The 17,327-nt window shown below is 60.1% G+C and carries 16 protein-coding genes and 1 tRNA gene; 12 read left to right on the top strand and 5 right to left on the bottom strand.

The features are described from left to right. Positions 1-76 precede the first annotated feature (76 nt). The 3 genes from nusB to P2W41_RS11895 all read left to right on the top strand — a co-directional run bounded on the left by nusB (position 77) and on the right by P2W41_RS11895 (position 4,036). Positions 77-484, top strand: coding sequence for a transcription antitermination factor NusB (nusB, locus tag P2W41_RS11905; protein WP_374730086.1), 408 nt, complete (start codon positions 77-79; stop codon positions 482-484). After that, positions 481-1,698, top strand: coding sequence for an MFS transporter (locus P2W41_RS11900; RefSeq protein ID WP_404933244.1), 1,218 nt, complete (start codon positions 481-483; stop codon positions 1,696-1,698). The genes nusB and P2W41_RS11900 overlap by 4 nt, the downstream gene beginning before the upstream one ends. A gap of 205 nt (positions 1,699-1,903) precedes the next feature. Continuing rightward, positions 1,904-4,036 (top strand): sodium-translocating pyrophosphatase, encoded by a 2,133-nt coding sequence (locus P2W41_RS11895; RefSeq protein ID WP_404933243.1) that lies wholly within the window; start codon positions 1,904-1,906, stop codon positions 4,034-4,036. Between the two features lie 88 nt (positions 4,037-4,124). Here the strand turns inward: P2W41_RS11895 and P2W41_RS11890 are convergent, their stop codons facing one another. Continuing rightward, positions 4,125-4,643 (bottom strand): outer membrane protein assembly factor BamE, encoded by a 519-nt coding sequence (locus P2W41_RS11890; RefSeq protein ID WP_292894863.1) that lies wholly within the window; start codon positions 4,641-4,643, stop codon positions 4,125-4,127. Positions 4,644-4,768: 125 nt separating this feature from the next. On the opposite strand from P2W41_RS11890, the gene P2W41_RS11885 reads away from it, so the two are divergent. The 8 genes from P2W41_RS11885 to P2W41_RS11850 all read left to right on the top strand — a co-directional run bounded on the left by P2W41_RS11885 (position 4,769) and on the right by P2W41_RS11850 (position 10,255). Next, positions 4,769-5,317 carry a ubiquinol-cytochrome C chaperone family protein gene (locus P2W41_RS11885; protein ID WP_404933242.1) on the top strand — a complete coding sequence of 183 codons (549 nt, stop codon included), beginning with the start codon at positions 4,769-4,771 and terminating at the stop codon, positions 5,315-5,317. A 3-nt stretch (positions 5,318-5,320) separates the two neighbouring features. Then, positions 5,321-5,890 (top strand): DUF177 domain-containing protein, encoded by a 570-nt coding sequence (locus P2W41_RS11880; RefSeq protein ID WP_292894869.1) that lies wholly within the window; start codon positions 5,321-5,323, stop codon positions 5,888-5,890. Positions 5,891-6,000: 110 nt separating this feature from the next. After that, positions 6,001-7,056 (top strand): phosphate acyltransferase PlsX, encoded by a 1,056-nt coding sequence (plsX, locus tag P2W41_RS11875; RefSeq protein ID WP_292894872.1) that lies wholly within the window; start codon positions 6,001-6,003, stop codon positions 7,054-7,056. Between the two features lie 9 nt (positions 7,057-7,065). Continuing rightward, positions 7,066-8,037, top strand: coding sequence for a beta-ketoacyl-ACP synthase III (locus P2W41_RS11870; protein ID WP_292894875.1), 972 nt, complete (start codon positions 7,066-7,068; stop codon positions 8,035-8,037). 108 nt (positions 8,038-8,145) lie between these two features. After that, positions 8,146-8,469 (top strand): integration host factor subunit alpha, encoded by a 324-nt coding sequence (locus P2W41_RS11865; protein ID WP_292894877.1) that lies wholly within the window; start codon positions 8,146-8,148, stop codon positions 8,467-8,469. Positions 8,470-8,632: 163 nt separating this feature from the next. Next, a complete protein-coding gene (locus tag P2W41_RS11860; RefSeq protein ID WP_292894880.1) occupies positions 8,633-9,154 on the top strand; it encodes a MerR family transcriptional regulator in 522 nt (173 codons plus the stop codon). A 122-nt stretch (positions 9,155-9,276) separates the two neighbouring features. Continuing rightward, positions 9,277-9,353: transfer RNA gene (locus P2W41_RS11855), tRNA-Pro, on the top strand. Positions 9,354-9,568: 215 nt separating this feature from the next. Beyond that, positions 9,569-10,255: a hypothetical protein gene (locus P2W41_RS11850; protein ID WP_404933241.1), complete on the top strand. Its 687-nt coding sequence runs from the start codon at positions 9,569-9,571 to the stop codon at positions 10,253-10,255. 57 nt (positions 10,256-10,312) lie between these two features. Here P2W41_RS11850 and P2W41_RS11845 read toward each other — a convergent pair whose 3' ends face one another. From P2W41_RS11845 to P2W41_RS11830, 4 genes are all read right to left on the bottom strand, one after another. After that, positions 10,313-11,554: an O-antigen ligase gene (locus P2W41_RS11845; protein WP_292894886.1), complete on the bottom strand. Its 1,242-nt coding sequence runs from the start codon at positions 11,552-11,554 to the stop codon at positions 10,313-10,315. After that, positions 11,551-13,029 (bottom strand): undecaprenyl-phosphate glucose phosphotransferase, encoded by a 1,479-nt coding sequence (locus tag P2W41_RS11840; RefSeq protein WP_292900124.1) that lies wholly within the window; start codon positions 13,027-13,029, stop codon positions 11,551-11,553. Before P2W41_RS11840 ends, P2W41_RS11845 begins: the two co-directional genes overlap by 4 nt. 157 nt (positions 13,030-13,186) lie before the next feature. After that, positions 13,187-14,380, bottom strand: a complete 1,194-nt coding sequence (locus P2W41_RS11835; protein WP_404933240.1) for a glycosyltransferase family 4 protein — start codon at positions 14,378-14,380, stop codon at positions 13,187-13,189. Then, positions 14,358-14,921: a polysaccharide biosynthesis/export family protein gene (locus P2W41_RS11830; RefSeq protein WP_292894890.1), complete on the bottom strand. Its 564-nt coding sequence runs from the start codon at positions 14,919-14,921 to the stop codon at positions 14,358-14,360. Before P2W41_RS11830 ends, P2W41_RS11835 begins: the two co-directional genes overlap by 23 nt. 236 nt (positions 14,922-15,157) lie before the next feature. Between P2W41_RS11830 and P2W41_RS11825 the strand changes: the two genes are divergently transcribed. After that, positions 15,158-17,326, top strand: coding sequence for a GumC family protein (locus P2W41_RS11825; protein ID WP_292894893.1), 2,169 nt, complete (start codon positions 15,158-15,160; stop codon positions 17,324-17,326). Position 17,327: the final 1 nt, after the last annotated feature.

Raw genomic sequence — 17,327 nt, 5'->3', positions numbered from 1 at the left:
ACCGACCGCAGACGGCTTTCGCCCGGCCAACAAACGGGGTTCAGCCCGCCTTGCAGCCGTTCAGGCGCTTTATCAGATGGACGTTGCAGGCACCGGCCTGCTTGAGACCACCGCAGAGTACGAGCTTTTCCGCCTTGGCAAGGAGATCGACGGCGAGCTTTACCGCGATGCCGATCCGCAATGGTTCCGCGCCATTCTGTCGGGCGTTGTCGAAGACCAGAAGACGATCGATCCGGTGATCCGCAAGGCACTGACGGAGGACTGGCCGCTCTCGCGTCTCGATTCGACGCTGCGCGCCATCCTGCGCGCCGGCGTCTACGAGCTGACCAGACGCAAGGATGTGCCGGTGGCCGTAATTGTTTCTGAATATGTGGACATCGCCAAGGCGTTCTACACCGAGGACGAGCCGAAGCTCGTCAATGCCGTGCTCGACCGGGTCGCCCGGCGTAGCCGCAATGAGGGCAGGGGGAAAGATCCGGAATGACCGGCACGCGCGATGACCTGTACCGCGAGGCAAAACGCACCGCGCTGATCCTTGCTTCCGCACAGGCCATCGTTGGATCCGCCGCCCCGATCGCCATCTCCATGGGCGGTCTCGCCGGATTTTATCTGCTCGGCAGCGACAAATCGCTCGCAACGGCTCCCGTAACGGGTTTCAATGTCGGTATCGCGCTCGGCGCACTTCCCGCTGCCGCCCTGATGCGCGCCGTCGGCCGCCGCAACGGCTTCATGGCTGGCGGTCTCGTGACGGCGAGCGGCGGTTTCGTTGCTGCGACGGCTCTTTTCCAGAGCAGCTTCTGGCTGTTCGCCTTCGGACTCCTGCTGACCGGAATCGGAAACGCGTTTCTGCAGCAATATCGTTTTGCGGCGGCCGACAATGCGCCCTCTGACTTCAAGCCCAAAGCCATATCCTGGGTGCTGGGCGGCGGCGTCTTCGCCGCGATCATTGGCCCGCAAACCGTGATCTACACGCGTGACCTGTTTGCACCGATACAGTTTGCCGGCGCCTTCGCAGCACTTGTGTTCCTTGGCCTTCTGGGATCTTTGATCCTGTCTTTTCTTCGCCTGCCCAAGGAAGCTCCTTCCGCAGTGCTTGATGATCACGAGCCGGCCCGCCCGCTGGTCCGGATCCTGTTGCAACCACGTTTTCTGGTCTCGCTTTTCTGCGGCATCGCGTCCTATGCGCTGATGAGCTTCGTCATGACAGGCGCGCCGCTGGCCATGGTGGGCTGCGGTTTCACGCCGGACGAGGCGACGCTCGGCATTTCCTGGCACGTGATGGCGATGTTCGCGCCGAGTTTCGTCACAGGCCGGCTGATTGCCCGCTTCGGCAAGGAAACCATTGTGGCCACAGGACTGCTGACCCTCATTGCCTGCGCCATTGTGGCGTTATCGGGCATCGAGCTTTGGCAGTTTTGGACAGCGCTGATCCTGCTCGGGATCGGCTGGAATTTTGGCTTCATCGGCGCGACCGCGATGGTAGCCGAATGCTACCGGCCATCGGAGAAGAACAGCGTTCAGGGCGTGCACGACTTCCTGCTCTTCTCGACCACGGCGTTTGCCTCGCTGATGTCAGGGCAGATCTACAATGCCTTTGGCTGGAACATGCTCGCATGGATCGTGATTCCCGTCGCCGGTTCGTGCCTTCTTGCGCTTGGCGCCATGGCGGTCACCCGCCGCAGACGCCAACCCGCCTGATCCCGCAACGCCAGACGGCACAAGGCCTTCAGGCGCATTCCGGAGACTTCTGCGACAAATTATCCCAGCACTAGCTTGACGTGTCCGCGCGCCTTCGCCCAAGCTGCGCGCATTGGGCCGGGAGGGGCGCAAATGCCGCCGGCCTTTTCAGCGTGACCCGGGAGGGGGTTCCAGCCGAGGGTCGAAATCAAGGGATAGATTGGCAATGAACATGCTTTACGTGGTCATCGCCTGCGGTGTGCTTTCCATACTCTATGCCATCTGGGCAACCCGGTCGGTGCTGGCCGCCGATCAGGGCAATGCACGCATGCAGGAAATCGCCGGCGCAATCCGGGAGGGCGCGCAGGCCTATTTGACAAGGCAGTACACCACGGTCGCCATTGTCGGCGTTGTGGTTTTCATTCTCGCGTGGTGGCTTCTCACCGGCGTGGCGGCCATCGGCTTCCTCATCGGTGCGGTGCTTTCAGCCTCCGCAGGTTTCATTGGCATGCACGTTTCGGTGCGTGCCAATGTACGCACGGCGCAGGCAGCCTCTAACAGCCTGGCTGCCGGTCTGGACATCGCATTCAAGTCCGGTGCGATCACCGGGCTTCTGGTGGCGGGGCTCGCGCTGTTGGGCGTATCAGTCTATTTCTGGGTTCTCACTGGGCCGCTTGGCCATGCGCCGACGGACCGTATTGTCATCGACGCACTGGTGGCGCTCGGTTTCGGCGCCTCGCTCATCTCCATCTTCGCGCGCCTCGGCGGCGGCATTTTCACCAAGGGTGCGGATGTCGGCGGCGATCTGGTGGGCAAGGTGGAGGCTGGCATCCCCGAGGATGATCCGCGCAACCCGGCCACGATTGCGGACAATGTGGGCGACAATGTCGGCGACTGTGCAGGCATGGCTGCCGACCTGTTCGAGACCTATGTGGTGACGGTTGTGGCCACCATGGTGCTCGCCTCGATCTTCTTCACCGGCGAGGTGGCACTGACACTCATGCTTTTCCCGCTGGTTATCGGTGGTGCCTGTGTGGTGACTTCGATCATCGGCACATTCTTCGTCAAGCTTGGCTCCAACAACTCGATCATGGGCGCGCTCTATAAAGGCTTCTGGGCCACCGCCGCGCTCTCGGTCGTCGCGCTCGGTGGCATTGTCTGGGGGTGGCTGGGCGGTTCCACGTCCTTCTCGGCCAGCAATGGAAGCACCTTCACGGGTACGTCCCTTTTCTGGTGCGGCGTTGTGGGACTGGGCGTTACAGGCCTCATCATCTGGATTACCGAATATTATACCGGTGTCGGCTACCGGCCGGTGCGTTCCATCAGCCAGGCTTCGGTGACCGGACACGGCACCAATGTCATCCAGGGACTGGCGGTTTCGCTTGAGGCCACAGCACTTCCCGCCATCGTCATCATCGCCGGCATCATCCTGTCATTCAACCTGGCGGGGCTGTTCGGCATCGCCATAGCGGTGACGACCATGCTGGCACTCGCCGGTATGGTGGTGGCACTTGATGCGTTCGGTCCGGTGACGGACAATGCAGGCGGCATCGCCGAAATGTCTGACCTGCCGGCAGAGGTGCGCCAGACGACCGACGCGCTCGATGCGGTCGGCAACACCACCAAGGCAGTGACCAAGGGCTATGCCATCGGTTCCGCCGGGCTGGGCGCGCTGGTTCTGTTCGCCGCTTATACCGAAGACCTGAAATACTTTGCCGCGAATGCGGAGCCGGGTACTTTCTTTGAGGGCGTAAGCGTCGATTTCTCGCTCTCCAACCCCTATGTGGTGGTCGGCCTTCTCTTTGGCGGGCTTCTGCCGTTCCTTTTTGGCGGGCTCTCCATGACTGCAGTCGGCCGCGCGGGCGGTGCCATCGTACAGGAGGTGCGCCGGCAGTTCCGCGAGAAGCCGGGCATCATGGAGGGCAAGGAAAAGCCGGATTACGGTGCGGCGGTCGACCTTCTGACAAAGGCCGCGATCAAGGAAATGATCGTTCCTTCGCTCCTGCCGGTGCTCTCGCCGCTCGTTGCGTTCGCGGTTGTCTATGCCATCGCCGGCAAGAGCGAGGCCTTCTCCGCGCTCGGCGCGATGCTTCTGGGCGTCATCGTCACGGGGCTGTTCGTGGCAATCTCGATGACCGCCGGCGGCGGCGCCTGGGACAATGCCAAGAAATCCTTCGAGGACGGTTTCGTTGATGCCGACGGCATCAAGCACGAAAAGGGTTCGGAGGCCCACAAGGCGTCGGTGACGGGCGATACCGTGGGTGACCCTTACAAGGACACGGCCGGACCGGCAGTGAACCCGATGATCAAAATCACCAACATCATCGCACTGTTGCTTTTGGCCGTTCTGGCTCACTGACAGGCAGGCAAGACCTGCATTCGTGACAAAGAAAAAACCCGCGAGCGTCGCTCGCGGGTTTTTGTTGTTGCCTGAGATTGGCGATCGGTCAGCCGCCGCCGAAGAGGCCTGACGGAGGGCCGCCCTTCGAGGCGCCGGCAAGAATCTGGCCGATAAAGGTCTGTTCCTTGCCGCCAGTCGGCGTGGTGCGTGAAATGAAATCGAACACCTTGCCGTCTTCCATCCCGTAATGGGCGATCTTCGAGACGCGCTCATCGTCACCGAAATAAACAGCGAGAACCTGCTGCTCGACAAGGCGCGGACGCATGAAAGCTGCCCCACGCACCCGTTTCTGCGAAATGTAGTAGAAGGCTTCATCGTCGAAGGTTGCCGTTGTGGACGGCGAACCGAGCGCGAGAAGCACCTGCTCGCGGCTGGAGCCGACGGGAACCAGCTCCAACGCCTGCTCGTCGATGACATAACCCTGCGTAAGGGTTTCGCGCGCATCCAGCGTGTTGGCGACATTGCAGCCGGACAATGCAGCCGCAGCGCCGGCAAGACCGGCGGCCAAAATTGTGCGTCCGACAGGATAAATGTTGATTTTCTTCACCTGCAACGACATCTCCATAGCGTCCCCGGCGCGAAGGCTTTCGAGTGAAAGCCCTTGTCCCCGCCGGCAAAACGGGTAAACCAGCTTAAGCGCCGATGCAACCTGATCCTGTCCCAAACCAGCCCCGAGGGAGGGCATTTCTCATGTTCCAGAAGCTGTTTGGCTTTGGGCAGCGTTCGCGCCGTACGGTCATCGACGGCTTGTATGAACGAATCGTGGCGGCCTCGCGGCAGCCAGTCTTTTATGCACGCTGGGAGGTGCCCGACACGCCGCTCGGCCGCTTCGAGATGATCGCGCTTCATATGATTCTGTTTCTGCGCCGGGTACGAAACGAGGAGGGGGCGGCTGTTCGGGATGTTGCGCAGGAGGTCACGGACGTTTTTTTCGCGGACGTGGAGCACGCGATTCGCGAACTGGGGATCGGAGATTTGGGGGTCCCCAAGCGGATCAAAAAACTGGCACGCATGTTTTATGGCCGCGCCGCCGCCTATGGCGAAGCGATTGACGCCGGCGACGTGGAAACGCTGGCAGCTGCCCTGCGCCGCAATATCCGCCCCGACGCCGAGAATTGGTCGGGTGCCGAACCGCTTGCTCTATATGCGTTTGAAGCTGCGGCCCTGCTTGAAGACCTGAAGGTGGAACGCCTGACCGCCGCCGACATTTCATTCCCTGATGCAGAAAGGGAGCGCTGAGCCATGATCGACAGGAACGCGACCGATAAGAAGAAAAGGGCGCCGGTCTCACACGAGGTGAATGTTCATCGCCTTGCCCGAAAGGGGATGGCGGTTTTGATCAAGGCTGACGAGAGTGAACGCAAGTCCCTTGCCGACGAGCATGATCTTCTTTCTGTCGAGCGTTTCACAGCGGACCTCACCGTGCGGCCGTGGAAAGCCGATGGCGTGCGCATCACCGGCACGGTGGAGGCGGACATAACCCAGGCCTGCGTGGTGACACTCGAACCCGTTTCAAGCCATATCAAGGAAGACGTGTCCGCGACGCTCGTACCAGAGGGATCGCGGCTGGCGCGCAATGAAATTGACGGTGGAGAGTTCGTACTTGACGCGGAAGGTCCGGACATGCCCGACACCTTTCACGGCAGCATTATTGACGTTGGTGCGCTTGTAGAAGAATTCTTCACACTCGGCATCGACCCCTATCCGCGCAAAGCCGGGGCTGTTATGGAAGCCGGGCAGCCTGAGGACGAAGCGCCAAAAGAGCCCGGTCCGCTGTATGAAGGGCTGCGAAAGCTTGGACAAAAGTCCTGAATTGCATGTTGAAGGCGCGAAACGAGGTTGTGCCTCCGGTCAAAAACGCTATTTTCGCCGCACATTTGAGCCGATACCGGCGCCCGATCAACCATTGAGGCACATCACGCGTGGTACGCATTTCGATTGACGCTATGGGTGGGGATCATGGTCCCGAGGTCACGCTGCGTGGCCTGACCAAGGTTATCGAACGACGTCCCGACGCCCGCTTTCTCATTTATGGCCGCGAGGATGTTGTCCTGCCGATCCTTGATGGCTTACCCGCCCTCAGGGACGTTAGCGACTTCACGCATTGCGAGGTAGCGGTGCGGATGGACGACAAGCCGAGCCAGGCCCTGCGGCAGGGGCGCTGGAAATCCTCCATGTGGAAGGCCATCGAAGCGGTCAAAAACGGCGAGGCGGACGCCTGTGTTTCTGCCGGCAACACCGGCGCGCTGATGGCCATGTCGAAGTTCTGTCTGCGCACCATGGCCGATATCGAACGCCCGGCAATTGCCGCGATCTGGCCGACCATGCGCAGCGAAAGCATTGTGTTGGATGTTGGCGCAACCATTGGCGCTGATGCTCAGCAGCTGGTCGACTTCGCCATCCTTGGTGCCGCCATGGCCAACGCGCTTTTCGATCTCGATCGGCCCACGGTCGGCCTCCTGAATGTGGGGGTTGAAGAGATCAAGGGCCAGGAAGAAGTCAAAGAGGCCGGGCGCATGCTGCGCGAGGCCGCGCTCAACACGATGCGCTATGAGGGCTTCGTGGAGGGTGACGATATTGGCAAGGGCACTGTCGATGTGGTCGTTTCGGAAGGCTTCGCCGGCAACATCGCGTTGAAGACAGCCGAAGGCACAGCGCGACAGATTGCCGGGTATCTCCGCGAGGCTATGGGACGCACGCTGATGGCGCGCATAGGCTATCTTTTCGCGCGTGGCGCCTTCCAGCGTCTAGGCGAGAAGATGGACGTTCGCAAGGTGAATGGTGGCGTCTTCCTGGGCCTCAACGGGATCGTCGTCAAAAGCCATGGCGGGGCGGATGCTGAAGGGTTTGCGGCAGCCGTCGAGCTTGGATATGAAATGGCGCGCAGTCATCTGCTCGACAGGACTCGCGCCACCCTGGACCTCTATCACGCCCGCAAGCCGCAAGTGGCTGCCGGCGCTGCAGCCGTGAATGAATAGGACGCTGTGATGACTAGATCCGTCGTGCGTGGCATTGGCTCTGCTCTGCCACGCCGCATCATGAAGAATGCTGAATTTGAAAAACTCGTGGATACGTCTGACGAGTGGATCGTCCAGCGGACCGGCATCCGCCAGCGTCACATCGCCTCGGAAGACGAGACGACGGCATCGCTGGGAGAGGCGGCTGCGCGCGCGGCTCTCGATAGCGCGGGATTGACGCCAGCCGACATCGACATGATCATTCTGGCGACCTCGACGCCCAACAACACCTTCCCGGCGACCGCCGTGGAAATCCAGGAGCGGCTTGGCATGCCAGGCGGCTTTGCCTTCGACATGCAGGCCGTTTGCAGCGGCTTCGTCTATGCCATCACCACAGCAGATCTCTATATTCGTGGCGGTCAGGCAAAGCGGATGCTGGTGATCGGTTCGGAAACGTTTTCGCGCATTCTCGACTGGAATGACCGCACAACCTGTGTCCTGTTCGGAGATGGAGCGGGCGCGGTGGTTCTGGAGGCCGAGGACGGAGAAGCCGCACTTGCCCAGCGCGGTATCATCGCTTCATCCCTGCGTTCCGACGGCAGCCAGCGTGACAAGCTCTATGTGGATGGCGGACCATCGACCACCTGCACGGTTGGTCACCTGCGCATGCAGGGAAGGGAAGTCTTCAAACACGCTGTCGGCATGATCACTGACGTGATCGAGGATGTCTTTGCCAAGGCTGGCATTACAGCCGACGACATCGACTGGTTCGTTCCGCACCAGGCCAATCGGCGGATCATTGACGCATCGGCCAGGAAGCTTGGCATAGCTGAGGAGAAGGTTGTGGTGACCGTGGATCTGCATGGCAACACTTCTGCAGCCTCTGTCCCGCTGGCGCTTTCTGTGGCCGTCGAGCGCGGCCAGATCAAGAAAGGCGATCTCGTTCTTCTAGAGGCGATGGGCGGTGGTTTCACATGGGGCGCGGTGCTGGTGCGCTGGTAGCGGACGTAAATCACGTGTATCGTCCTTGACCGTTGCGAAGCAATTTTTGTAACGTCAGCGCCACGTATTGAAATCACAAGCATTTTCAAGATCTGGATGGGTAGCCCTATGGGGGGAAAGACACTGACGCGTGCCGAGCTGGCAGAGGCCGTCTATCGGAAGGTCGGACTGTCGCGAACCGAATCCGCTCAGCTTGTCGAAATGGTTCTTCAGGAAGTCTGCGACGCGGTGGTGCGTGGTGAGACGGTGAAGCTTTCCTCTTTCGCCACCTTTCAGGTGCGCGACAAGAACGAGCGCATCGGCCGCAATCCCAAGACCGGCGAAGAAGTGCCGATCTCTCCGCGGCGAGTGATGACCTTCAAAGCCTCGAACGTGCTCAAGGAGCGTATTCTGAAGGCGCATCAGGCAAGGCGCATGCGCAAGAGCGCCTGACACGCGCTTTTGGAAACGGCACCACTCTCATTTTTCCCTGGTCGGGAAGTGGTTTACACTCTCGAATCGGTTGGGTGTTCTGAAGCTGCAAAAGCGGTGGATGGAATGCCCGGTTTGCAGGGCAGGTGGCTTGGCGCGCCGGCCTTCAGGAGATTGCGAGATCATGGACAAGAGCCCCGACGCTTTCCGCACCATCAGCGAAGCGGCTGAAGAGCTGGACCTGCCGCAGCACGTTCTGCGCTTCTGGGAAACGCGGTTTTCACAGATCAAGCCACTAAAGCGGGGCGGCGGCCGCCGCTATTACCGTCCGCAGGATATCGACCTGATCAAGGGCATTCGTCACATGCTCTATGACCAGGGATACACCATTAAAGGCGTGCAAAAGCTTTTGCGCGAAAACGGCAACCAGTTTGTCGTCGCCATCGGTCGTGGCGATGTGGCAGCCGTCGAAGCGATCGCCCAGAGCCATCAGGCCGAAGCCGAGAAAGCCGCTTCTGAAGAGGAAGTTCTGGTGGGCACGCCGAAGGCCAAGCCGAGCAAGCGCTTCTTCGGCTTGGGCCGCGGCGAACAGGATGGGCCTGTCACTGCGGATGCGGCGAGCCTTTCGCGTGACAATCGTGCGCTTCTGCAGGAGGCGTTGTTCGACCTGCTGGAATGCAAGCGCCTGCTCGATCAGGTGCGATAGACGCTTTTCCGCCTTCCCCGAGAGGGCGTTGAAGAAAGTTGGCGCTGCGGACGGCTTTTTGCCTTCGAACGGTTTTTAGGCCTTGCGCGTGGGGAGAGGAAACTATATCCCTTGCGCCGGTTCGGAGCGTAGCGCAGCCCGGTAGCGCACTTGACTGGGGGTCAAGGGGTCGTGGGTTCGAATCCCGCCGCTCCGACCATTTTTCCTCTAAATTTTGGCGTATCGAGGCCTCTTTTGTCTGACGCCCTGACTTGCTGGTTTTGAAAATTCCGGCTGGCTTGCAAGCAACGTCCACTGACTGGCCGCGTTTCGAAGCCACACCTATCCTGCTCGTGTTTCCTTCGTACGCCAGATCCCGAATGCATGTTTTGTGTTAGGCTTTGCCAGTAGACACCACTGCTGGAGCTGATTTCGATGAGAAAAACATCCCTTCCGCAGTTTCTTCGGAGCGCATGCCTGTCAGCGATCTGGTCGTTGGGCGCATTGTCTGCCGCATCAGCCGAGCCAGAGCGCATCACCTTTGCACACAAAAACTGGTCGGACCTTCGGGGCATACTCAATGTCTTCGAAACGCTCAGGTCGGCCTGCCTTACCCAACCGGTCACGCAGGAACTTCCCGCGCAACTGTTGCCCGAGGGATACCAGATTGTCTCATCTGACCTTTACGCCCTCGGCTTTGAGGCTGGCTCGAAGCCGAAAGCGGTGGTGCTTTCCAAGAATGGGGAGGAGGCAAGGGATCTCGCCGAGGGAGAGCCCTACGTGGAACTGACATTCGCCACTGATGCAACACCGAGCGGCGGTTGCCGTGTAACGTGGAGCAGGGACTGGGATTACTCCGAGGGTGTGAACGGCGTAATGAATAGCATGGCCGTTCTGTTCGATCCCTGGTTCTCGTATTCGCTCAGGGCCGTGCGTGCGTCACGGCCAGACGAAGGGTTCACGCCGCAGGATCAATATAGCCAGGTCAGTGAATGGGCGGCGCCATGCTTTGATGGTCAATGGTGTCGGGTGGGCGCTATTCTTGAGTTGAGGCGGGATAAAGGCGTTCGCCTCACCATAACGCGAGGCGAAGAGCCGGTGGGCGCACGGAATGACAACTAGGTCGAGAGCGCGGTGTGGAGGTTTATGCAGCCATTCTGACGCCGGCTCCGCCTCATCCTAAAGGCGCCGTGCCATCCACTTCTGCTCCAGCGCGATCATGCCCCATAGAAGGCCGAGGAGGAGGTAGAAATGGCGCCAGTGATCGGTGTCGATGACGGTGCCGAGGGCCACATGTCCAACGAAGACGATGTAGACGCAGATCAGATATGGCTGCCAGGGGCGGCGGCGGAACAGAATGCGGAAGCCTGCTGTCACCGTCCACAAAATCAGCGTCAGGTAAGCAGCGAAACCTAGCCATGAATAATCGAGCAATGCCTTGAGCCAGATATTGTGCGTGTCCTCACCGAGAATCTGGCCGAATTGCAAAGGCCCAATTCCAAAAGGGTGCTCGGTCGCCCATCCGAAACCAATCCCGAACCGGGCAAAGCGGCCAAGGCGGGCGCTGTCATAATCCTGCACGAGCTGAGCGCGTTGGGTGAAGAGCTCCGAGACCGCCGGAATCTGAAGTGCGAGAATGAGGGCAAGTGCGATGCCGGCGGCCGCAAGCAGCGCCGTAACGGCAATACGCAGCCGCGCGCTGGCTGTACCGGCATTGAGAAAGACAGCGAGAACGAGAAGGCTTGCCGTCATGAGAAGAAGGCCCCACGCGCCCCGCGAAAATGAGAAGAAGATACCACCCGTGATGATGAGCAAAAGCGGAGCGGACAGAAGAGCAATGCGTGGCCGCGCGGTCAGGATCAGGTAAAGCAGATAGATCGCTGGCAGTGTGAGAAAAGGGCCGAAGACGTTCGGATCTTCGAACACACCGGCTGCCCGCCCGAACTTGGTAAACATCTCGGCGCCGGGAAACGCGTTGAAATAGCCCAGAATGCCGAACAGCGCGGTGGCCGCGGCAGCCGCCACCCAGGCACGGAAAACAACAGAAAGCAGCTCGGACTCCGCCTCGATGATCGCGGCGAAGAATACGGATGTGAGAGCGAGGAAGAGCGACACCGCGATGTAAAGCGGGATCGTGCCGAGATCTGCAAGTTGGGACAGTGAAATAAGACCGCCGATATTGAAAGCGACGAGCAGCGCCAGAAGCGGCGCGGTCCGTCGCGATATCCGCAGGCCTGCGAGCGCCCAGATTGCGATCAGGCCCACCATGTAGAGCTCATAGGGGGCTGGTTCGCGAATAACGAAACCCGACAGGAAAACCCCAAAGCCGATCGCTGCCAGCTTCGCGAGCGAAACCAGCTTGGCGTCGATGGCGGCGCGGGCAAGCCCGGGCGGCTCTCTATCGTAGGTGAGCAGGCTCAATAGGCGTTTTCCGTATTGAACAGGCTGATTGGCGTCAGGAACAGGATCTTGAGGTCGAGCCAGAGCGACCAGTTTTCGATGTAATAGAGATCGTACTCCGTGCGTTTGCGGATTTTCTCGTCCGAATCAACCTCGCCGCGCCAGCCATTGATCTGCGCCCAGCCGGTGACACCGGGTTTCACTTTGTGACGGGCGAAGTAGCCATCGACGACTTCTTCATAAAGCCGATTGTGTGCCTGGGCGGCCACCGCATGCGGCCGCGGCCCCACCAGGGAAAGGCTGCCAAAAAGCGCGTTGAAGAACTGAGGCAGCTCATCGATGGATGTCTTGCGGATAAAGCGGCCGACACGGGTGACCCGTGGGTCGTTCTTGGTCACGGCATTTCTTGCCGTCGGGTCGCACTGATCCACATACATGGAGCGAAACTTCAGCACCTCAATGGACTCGTTGTTGAAGCCGTGGCGCTTTTGCCTGAACAGCACAGGCCCCTTGCTGTCGAGCTTTATTGCGATGGCCGTGGCGATCATGATTGGAGAGAAAACGAGAATTCCGAGCAGGCTGAAGAAGATGTCGAACCCTCTTTTGGCGACCGAATCCCAGTCGTTGATGGGACGGTCGAAAATATCCAGCATCGGCACCGAGCCGATATATGAGTAGGCACGCGGGCGGAACCGCAGATGGTTTGCATGAGCCGAGAGACGGATGTCGACCGGCAGCACCCAGAGTTTTGAAAGAAGCGACAGCACACGCTTCTCTGCCGAGATTGGCAACGCGACAATCAGCATGTCGATCCTGGCGATGCGGGTGAACTCCACCAGTTCGGTGATGGTGCCGAGCTTCGGATAGCCGGCAACAACGGGCGGTGAGCGCAGATCGTCGCGATCATCGAACAGTCCGCAGATGCGTATGTCGTTATAGGGTTGCTGCTCGATGGAGCGAATGAGTTGCTCGGCGTTGGCACCCCCACCCACGATAACCGCGCGGCGTTCGATCGTGCCGTTGCGCGCCCAGCGGCGCAGGAGCTGCGACATGGTAATGCGCAACACCAGAAGCGTCATGAACCCGCAGACAAACCAGGACCCGAGCCAGAAGCGCGAAAAGCTGTCGGAAATTTTCAGGAAGAAACCCGTCAGAGCCAGCGCCGCGAATGTCGCCATCCAGGCGATGAACACTCGCCCCATTGCGCCGGTTGGGTTGCGCAGCGCGCGCATCTGGTAGCAGCTGGTGAATTCGCACAGCACCACCATGAGAAGGGAGCCGCCGCCGATTACGGTCATATAGTGCCAAAAAAGCACTGGCGAGAAGCCTACGTAAATCGCGTAGAGAACAAAGCCGGTCGCGAGCAACATCACGAGCTCGACCAGGCGCATTACACCCAGAACCATGACTGGCGACATGGTCTCGCGCTTGTATTGTTGTGCGACCTGCCAAGCTATGGGGTTGAGCTTGCTCTGCTCCTCGCCGGCCTTCAGCATGCCCGATTGTTTCGGCGCCTTCGATACCTGAAGCCGTTTCGGGTCAATCTGATTCATGAACTGGCAATGCCCCCTGAGGTTTGCGACCGTACGATAGGTGCCAGGGGCTAAAATTCTGTTTCAGGCACAGACTTGCTAAAACTGCTCGTATTTGTGCTTAACGTTTGGTGTCCAGGCTGGCCCGGTATGCCGTCTCAATGGTGGCGGCCATGACGTCCGCACCGAAGCGCATCCGCAGATCGGCCGTTCCCGGCATCAGGGCATGGAAAGCCGCTTCGTCATCAAGCGCCAGTTGCATCTTGCCGGCTATGGCGTCGGCGTCAGGTCGGGTTAGGGCAGGGGAATCCTCGCCGAAGATTTCGGGAATTCCGCCAACAGCACTGGCGATCAGGGTGCGACCGGCCGCCAGTGCCTCCAGCACGATATAGGGCATGGCTTCGGCGCGCGAGGGCACCACCATGATCCGGGCCAGTGAAAACGCATTGCGCGCGGGCATGGCCGGAAGGAAGCGAATACGTTCGCCGAAACCGAGTTCCTGCGCCTGATGTCTGTAACGATCGAGATCGTCGCCGTCTCCGACCATGACGGCAGTCAGCCTGCGGTCGATTAACCGCTGCGTCAGTGACAGCGCATCAATGAAAAGGTCTGGGCCCTTCAGATCGCGCATCATGCCGATGTAGAGGAAATCGGCCGCTTGCGAGAGGGTTTCAACGGGGTCGAACTCATCTGCAGTCAGCCCGTTATAGACCAGTGTGCTGGGTGCGCGGGGAATTCCGACCTTCTGTTCAAACGTACGCCGTTCGTAATCGGACACGAACAGGATGTGATCGGTCAGGCGATCCATCATGCGTTCGATTGAAAAGAAGAAGCGTCCGGTAGCGGTCTGCGCTGCATAATGCAGGCTCCCTCCGTGTGGCGAATAGATCCGTGCGGGCCTCTGGCCCGACATCCGCATCAAGGTACCGAACACCCGTGCGTATACCCCGCCCTTGGCTCCATGTCCGTGCAGCACGTCGGGACGCATCTCGCGCACGACGCCATAGGCACGCCGCGCGGCGGTGAGATCGCCCAGTCCGATATGGCGCTGCATGGGGGTGCGCTTCACCCCAAGGGAAAGCCGCGGCTCCAGATCAGCGATAAGGCTTGCTTCATAGCTTCCGCCGGTGGTGGAATCGCAGATAATACCGACCTCGTGCCCGGCAGCGCGCTGAGCATCGCAAAGGTCACGGACATGGCGAAAGATTCCGCCGACCGGAGAGCGGAAACAGTGTACGATCCTCAGTCTCTCGCGAGAGGGCACGGCCTCGACCCCTGTTGGCGGATACGCTTCAGAACAGGCGTTCGCGGACATAGACAGTGTCACCAGGAAGAAGCGGATCTGAGGTGACGACACGTCCGGTCAACACCTTGCCGTTGATGTCGCGGGTGATGTCGACATTGCTCTGATTGGCGCGGGGGCTGAAACCACCGGCGGCGGCAACAGCCTTTTGAACTGTCATGCCAGGAACATAGGAATACTGCCCGGGAGACCCGACTTCGCCCATCACGAAAACGGGGCGATAACGGTCAATTTCGACCGTCACATCCGGATCACGCAGATAGCCCTGCCTGAGCTTGCCGGCGATCGACTGCTCAATCTGTTTTAAGGTCCTGCCCCGGGCAGGTACCGAACCGATCAGCGGAAATGCGATGTAACCAGCCTGGTCGACGCTGTAGGTGTTGGTGAGGTTGTCCTGATCAAAAACGGTGACGCGAAGCGAGTCTCCGGCGTCCAGAACATATGGCTGGTAAAGCGCTTCGTGGAAGGCCGCCGGTGCCGGGCGATACCCCGAACAGCCCGCAGCAAGAACGAGTGCTGCCAGCACGGGCAGGAGTTTGGCTGTTTTCATCATGACCGACTGCAAACCTCTGACGTCATCAAGTCCCGCCCTTGATCCGTAAGCGAAATCGCCACCAGAGCAGGCACCATGCTCGTTTTATCCATCCGTTAGGGTTAATGTCGGGTAAAGCTGCGCCTTATACCCCCATAACGCGCATGCGTTTGCCCTTGAACGGCTGACGCGCAGCTTTAACCGGCTGGTTACTATGCCCGTTTACCTTGGCGGCAAGCAGATTGGGAGCCAACTGGATGAACAGCGATCAGATCGCGCATGGTGACGTGGATGTGGACCTGAGCCGGCTTTTTGCCGGTGTCCGGCGCAAATGGCCACGCATTCTCTTCGCCGCGCTTGTCATCACCGGACTGGTTTTTGCCGTTACCTATACCGTCACACCGCAGTACCGCGCCCAGACGCGGCTTCTGATTGAGACCCGCGAATCCGTATACACGCGCCCGCAGGGCGTGAACGATGGAGACCGGCCAATTCTTGACGGGGAGGGCGTGGCAAGCCAGGTGGAACTCATCACCTCCACCGAAATCCTCACCAGCGTCGCCGAGCAATACAATCTTGCCAATCGCGGCGAGTTTGAAGGCGGCGGGGGTTCCTTTCTGTCCGGCTTGCTCGTGATGGCGGGCATCAAGAGCGCTCCGGTCGAAGGAACACAGGAAGAAAAGGTTCTACGCGCGTTCCGCGAGCGCCTCACCGTCTACCGGGTCGAGAACTCACGCGTCATTGTTATCGAGTTTTCTTCTGAGGATCCCAAGCTTGCGGCTGAAATTCCGAACGCTGTGGCAGACGCCTACGTCGCGATGCAGAGCGAAGCGAAGCTTCAGTCGAACACCAGTGCGACCCAGTGGCTGGAACCGGAAATCCAGGATCTGCGCGAGCGCGTGAAAGAAGCCGAAGCCCGTGTCGCAGAGTACCGGGCGCAGTCCGATCTCCTGCTCGGTCAGAACAACACCGTGCTGGCCACGCAGCAGCTTGCTGAACTGTCTAGCGAGCTGTCTCGCACCCGCGCCAATCGTTCCGCGGCGACAGCGCAGGCAGATTCCGTGCGCAGCGCACTGGAAAGTGGCGCTCCCGTAGAAACCCTGCCTGAAGTCATGGCATCGCCGCTTATTCAGCGCTTGCGTGAACGTCAGGTGGAACTCAACGCGCAAATCGCCGACCTTTCCACGACGTTGCTTGGCAATCATCCACGCATTCGCGCCCTGCGTTCGCAACTCGCCGATTTCGACGCACAGATCAGGAGCGAGGCCAACAAGGTGCTGGCTGGTTTCGAGGCCGAAGCCGCAACGGCGCAACGGCGCGAGGAAGAACTGACGGCCGAACTCAATCGTCTGAAGGCAGCGTCTGCTGTTGCCGAAGAAGAACAGGTGGAACTTCGCGCACTGGAGCGGGAAGCCACGGCGCAGCGCGAACTGCTCGAATCCTATCTGACACGCTATCGTGAGGCGGCGTCTCGCAGCGACCGCAATTACCTGCCCGCGGATGTCCGGATCTTTTCGCGTGCCATCACGCCAAGCGAGCCATATTTCCCGAAAATCATGCCGATCACGGTTGCCGCCTTTGTCGCCTCGCTGCTGATCATGGCCATCATCACATTGCTGCAGGAGCTGTTTAGTGGTCGCGCCATGCGCCCGACCGCCGGTGTTGCTGCTCCGGTGCCTGCGACCGCACGAATGCCGCGTGCTGAGCCATTGGTCGAGGTCGATATGCCAAAGCCGCAGGCTCCGAAAGCGCCACCTGCCAGAAAAGTGGTTTCCGCTCCCCTCCCAGAACCGGAAGAGCAGCATGAGCGGAAGCGCGTGGCACGCTACGGTGAGATCGACATCGAACAGGCATCCGAAAGACTGGTGACCGGCGGCGCAACGCGCGCATTGTTTATCTCTCCCGAAGGCGATGAGGCTGCCGCGGCATCGGTTTTGGTCGCGCGGGATGTGGCCGATTCCGGCCTGCGCGTTCTGCTTCTCGATCTCACTGCTTCGGGCGCGGCCTCTTTGCCGATGCTTGAAAGTGTCGCCTATGCCGGGATCACCAACCTTCTCGCTTCCGAATCGCAATTTGCCGACGTGATCCATACGGATCTCTTTTCGGAGTGCCATATCATTCCCGTCGGCACGGCTGACCCGCAGCGCGCCATGCGCGCGGCGGACCGGTTGCCCATCATCATGGAATCATTGTCGGCCGCCTACGATGTCGTCATCGTCGAATGCGGGCCGACGGATGCGCAGGCGATCCGTCGTCTGCTCTCGTCCGATACGGAAGTGCTTGTCAGCATGATCGACCCGGACGAAGGTGAACTCGTTCTGGAGATGCTGGACGAACTCCGCGACAGCGGCGTCGACGCGCCAATCCTGGTTTCACCTGCCGGCTACAGCATGCCCCCTGCGCCTCCCGGGCGCGACGCGGCCTGAT

It is taken from the genome of Nitratireductor sp. L15S-10 (genome assembly GCF_045011005.1).
Lineage (GTDB): Bacteria > Pseudomonadota > Alphaproteobacteria > Rhizobiales > Rhizobiaceae > Nitratireductor.
Note: the sequence above shows the minus strand (reverse complement) of the source record. Positions and strands in the feature narration are given on the sequence as shown.

Coding starts and splice junctions, on each gene's coding strand:
- nusB (WP_374730086.1), top strand. CDS start 77: ATGGACGTTGCAGGCACCGGCCTGCTTGAGACCACCGCAGAGTACGAG.
- P2W41_RS11900 (WP_404933244.1), top strand. CDS start 481: ATGACCGGCACGCGCGATGACCTGTACCGCGAGGCAAAACGCACCGCG.
- P2W41_RS11895 (WP_404933243.1), top strand. CDS start 1,904: ATGAACATGCTTTACGTGGTCATCGCCTGCGGTGTGCTTTCCATACTC.
- P2W41_RS11890 (WP_292894863.1), bottom strand. CDS start 4,643: ATGGAGATGTCGTTGCAGGTGAAGAAAATCAACATTTATCCTGTCGGA.
- P2W41_RS11885 (WP_404933242.1), top strand. CDS start 4,769: ATGTTCCAGAAGCTGTTTGGCTTTGGGCAGCGTTCGCGCCGTACGGTC.
- P2W41_RS11880 (WP_292894869.1), top strand. CDS start 5,321: ATGATCGACAGGAACGCGACCGATAAGAAGAAAAGGGCGCCGGTCTCA.
- P2W41_RS11870 (WP_292894875.1), top strand. CDS start 7,066: ATGACTAGATCCGTCGTGCGTGGCATTGGCTCTGCTCTGCCACGCCGC.
- P2W41_RS11865 (WP_292894877.1), top strand. CDS start 8,146: ATGGGGGGAAAGACACTGACGCGTGCCGAGCTGGCAGAGGCCGTCTAT.
- P2W41_RS11860 (WP_292894880.1), top strand. CDS start 8,633: ATGGACAAGAGCCCCGACGCTTTCCGCACCATCAGCGAAGCGGCTGAA.
- P2W41_RS11850 (WP_404933241.1), top strand. CDS start 9,569: ATGAGAAAAACATCCCTTCCGCAGTTTCTTCGGAGCGCATGCCTGTCA.
- P2W41_RS11840 (WP_292900124.1), bottom strand. CDS start 13,029: ATGCTGAAGGCCGGCGAGGAGCAGAGCAAGCTCAACCCCATAGCTTGG.
- P2W41_RS11835 (WP_404933240.1), bottom strand. CDS start 14,380: ATGTCCGCGAACGCCTGTTCTGAAGCGTATCCGCCAACAGGGGTCGAG.
- P2W41_RS11830 (WP_292894890.1), bottom strand. CDS start 14,921: ATGATGAAAACAGCCAAACTCCTGCCCGTGCTGGCAGCACTCGTTCTT.
- P2W41_RS11825 (WP_292894893.1), top strand. CDS start 15,158: ATGAACAGCGATCAGATCGCGCATGGTGACGTGGATGTGGACCTGAGC.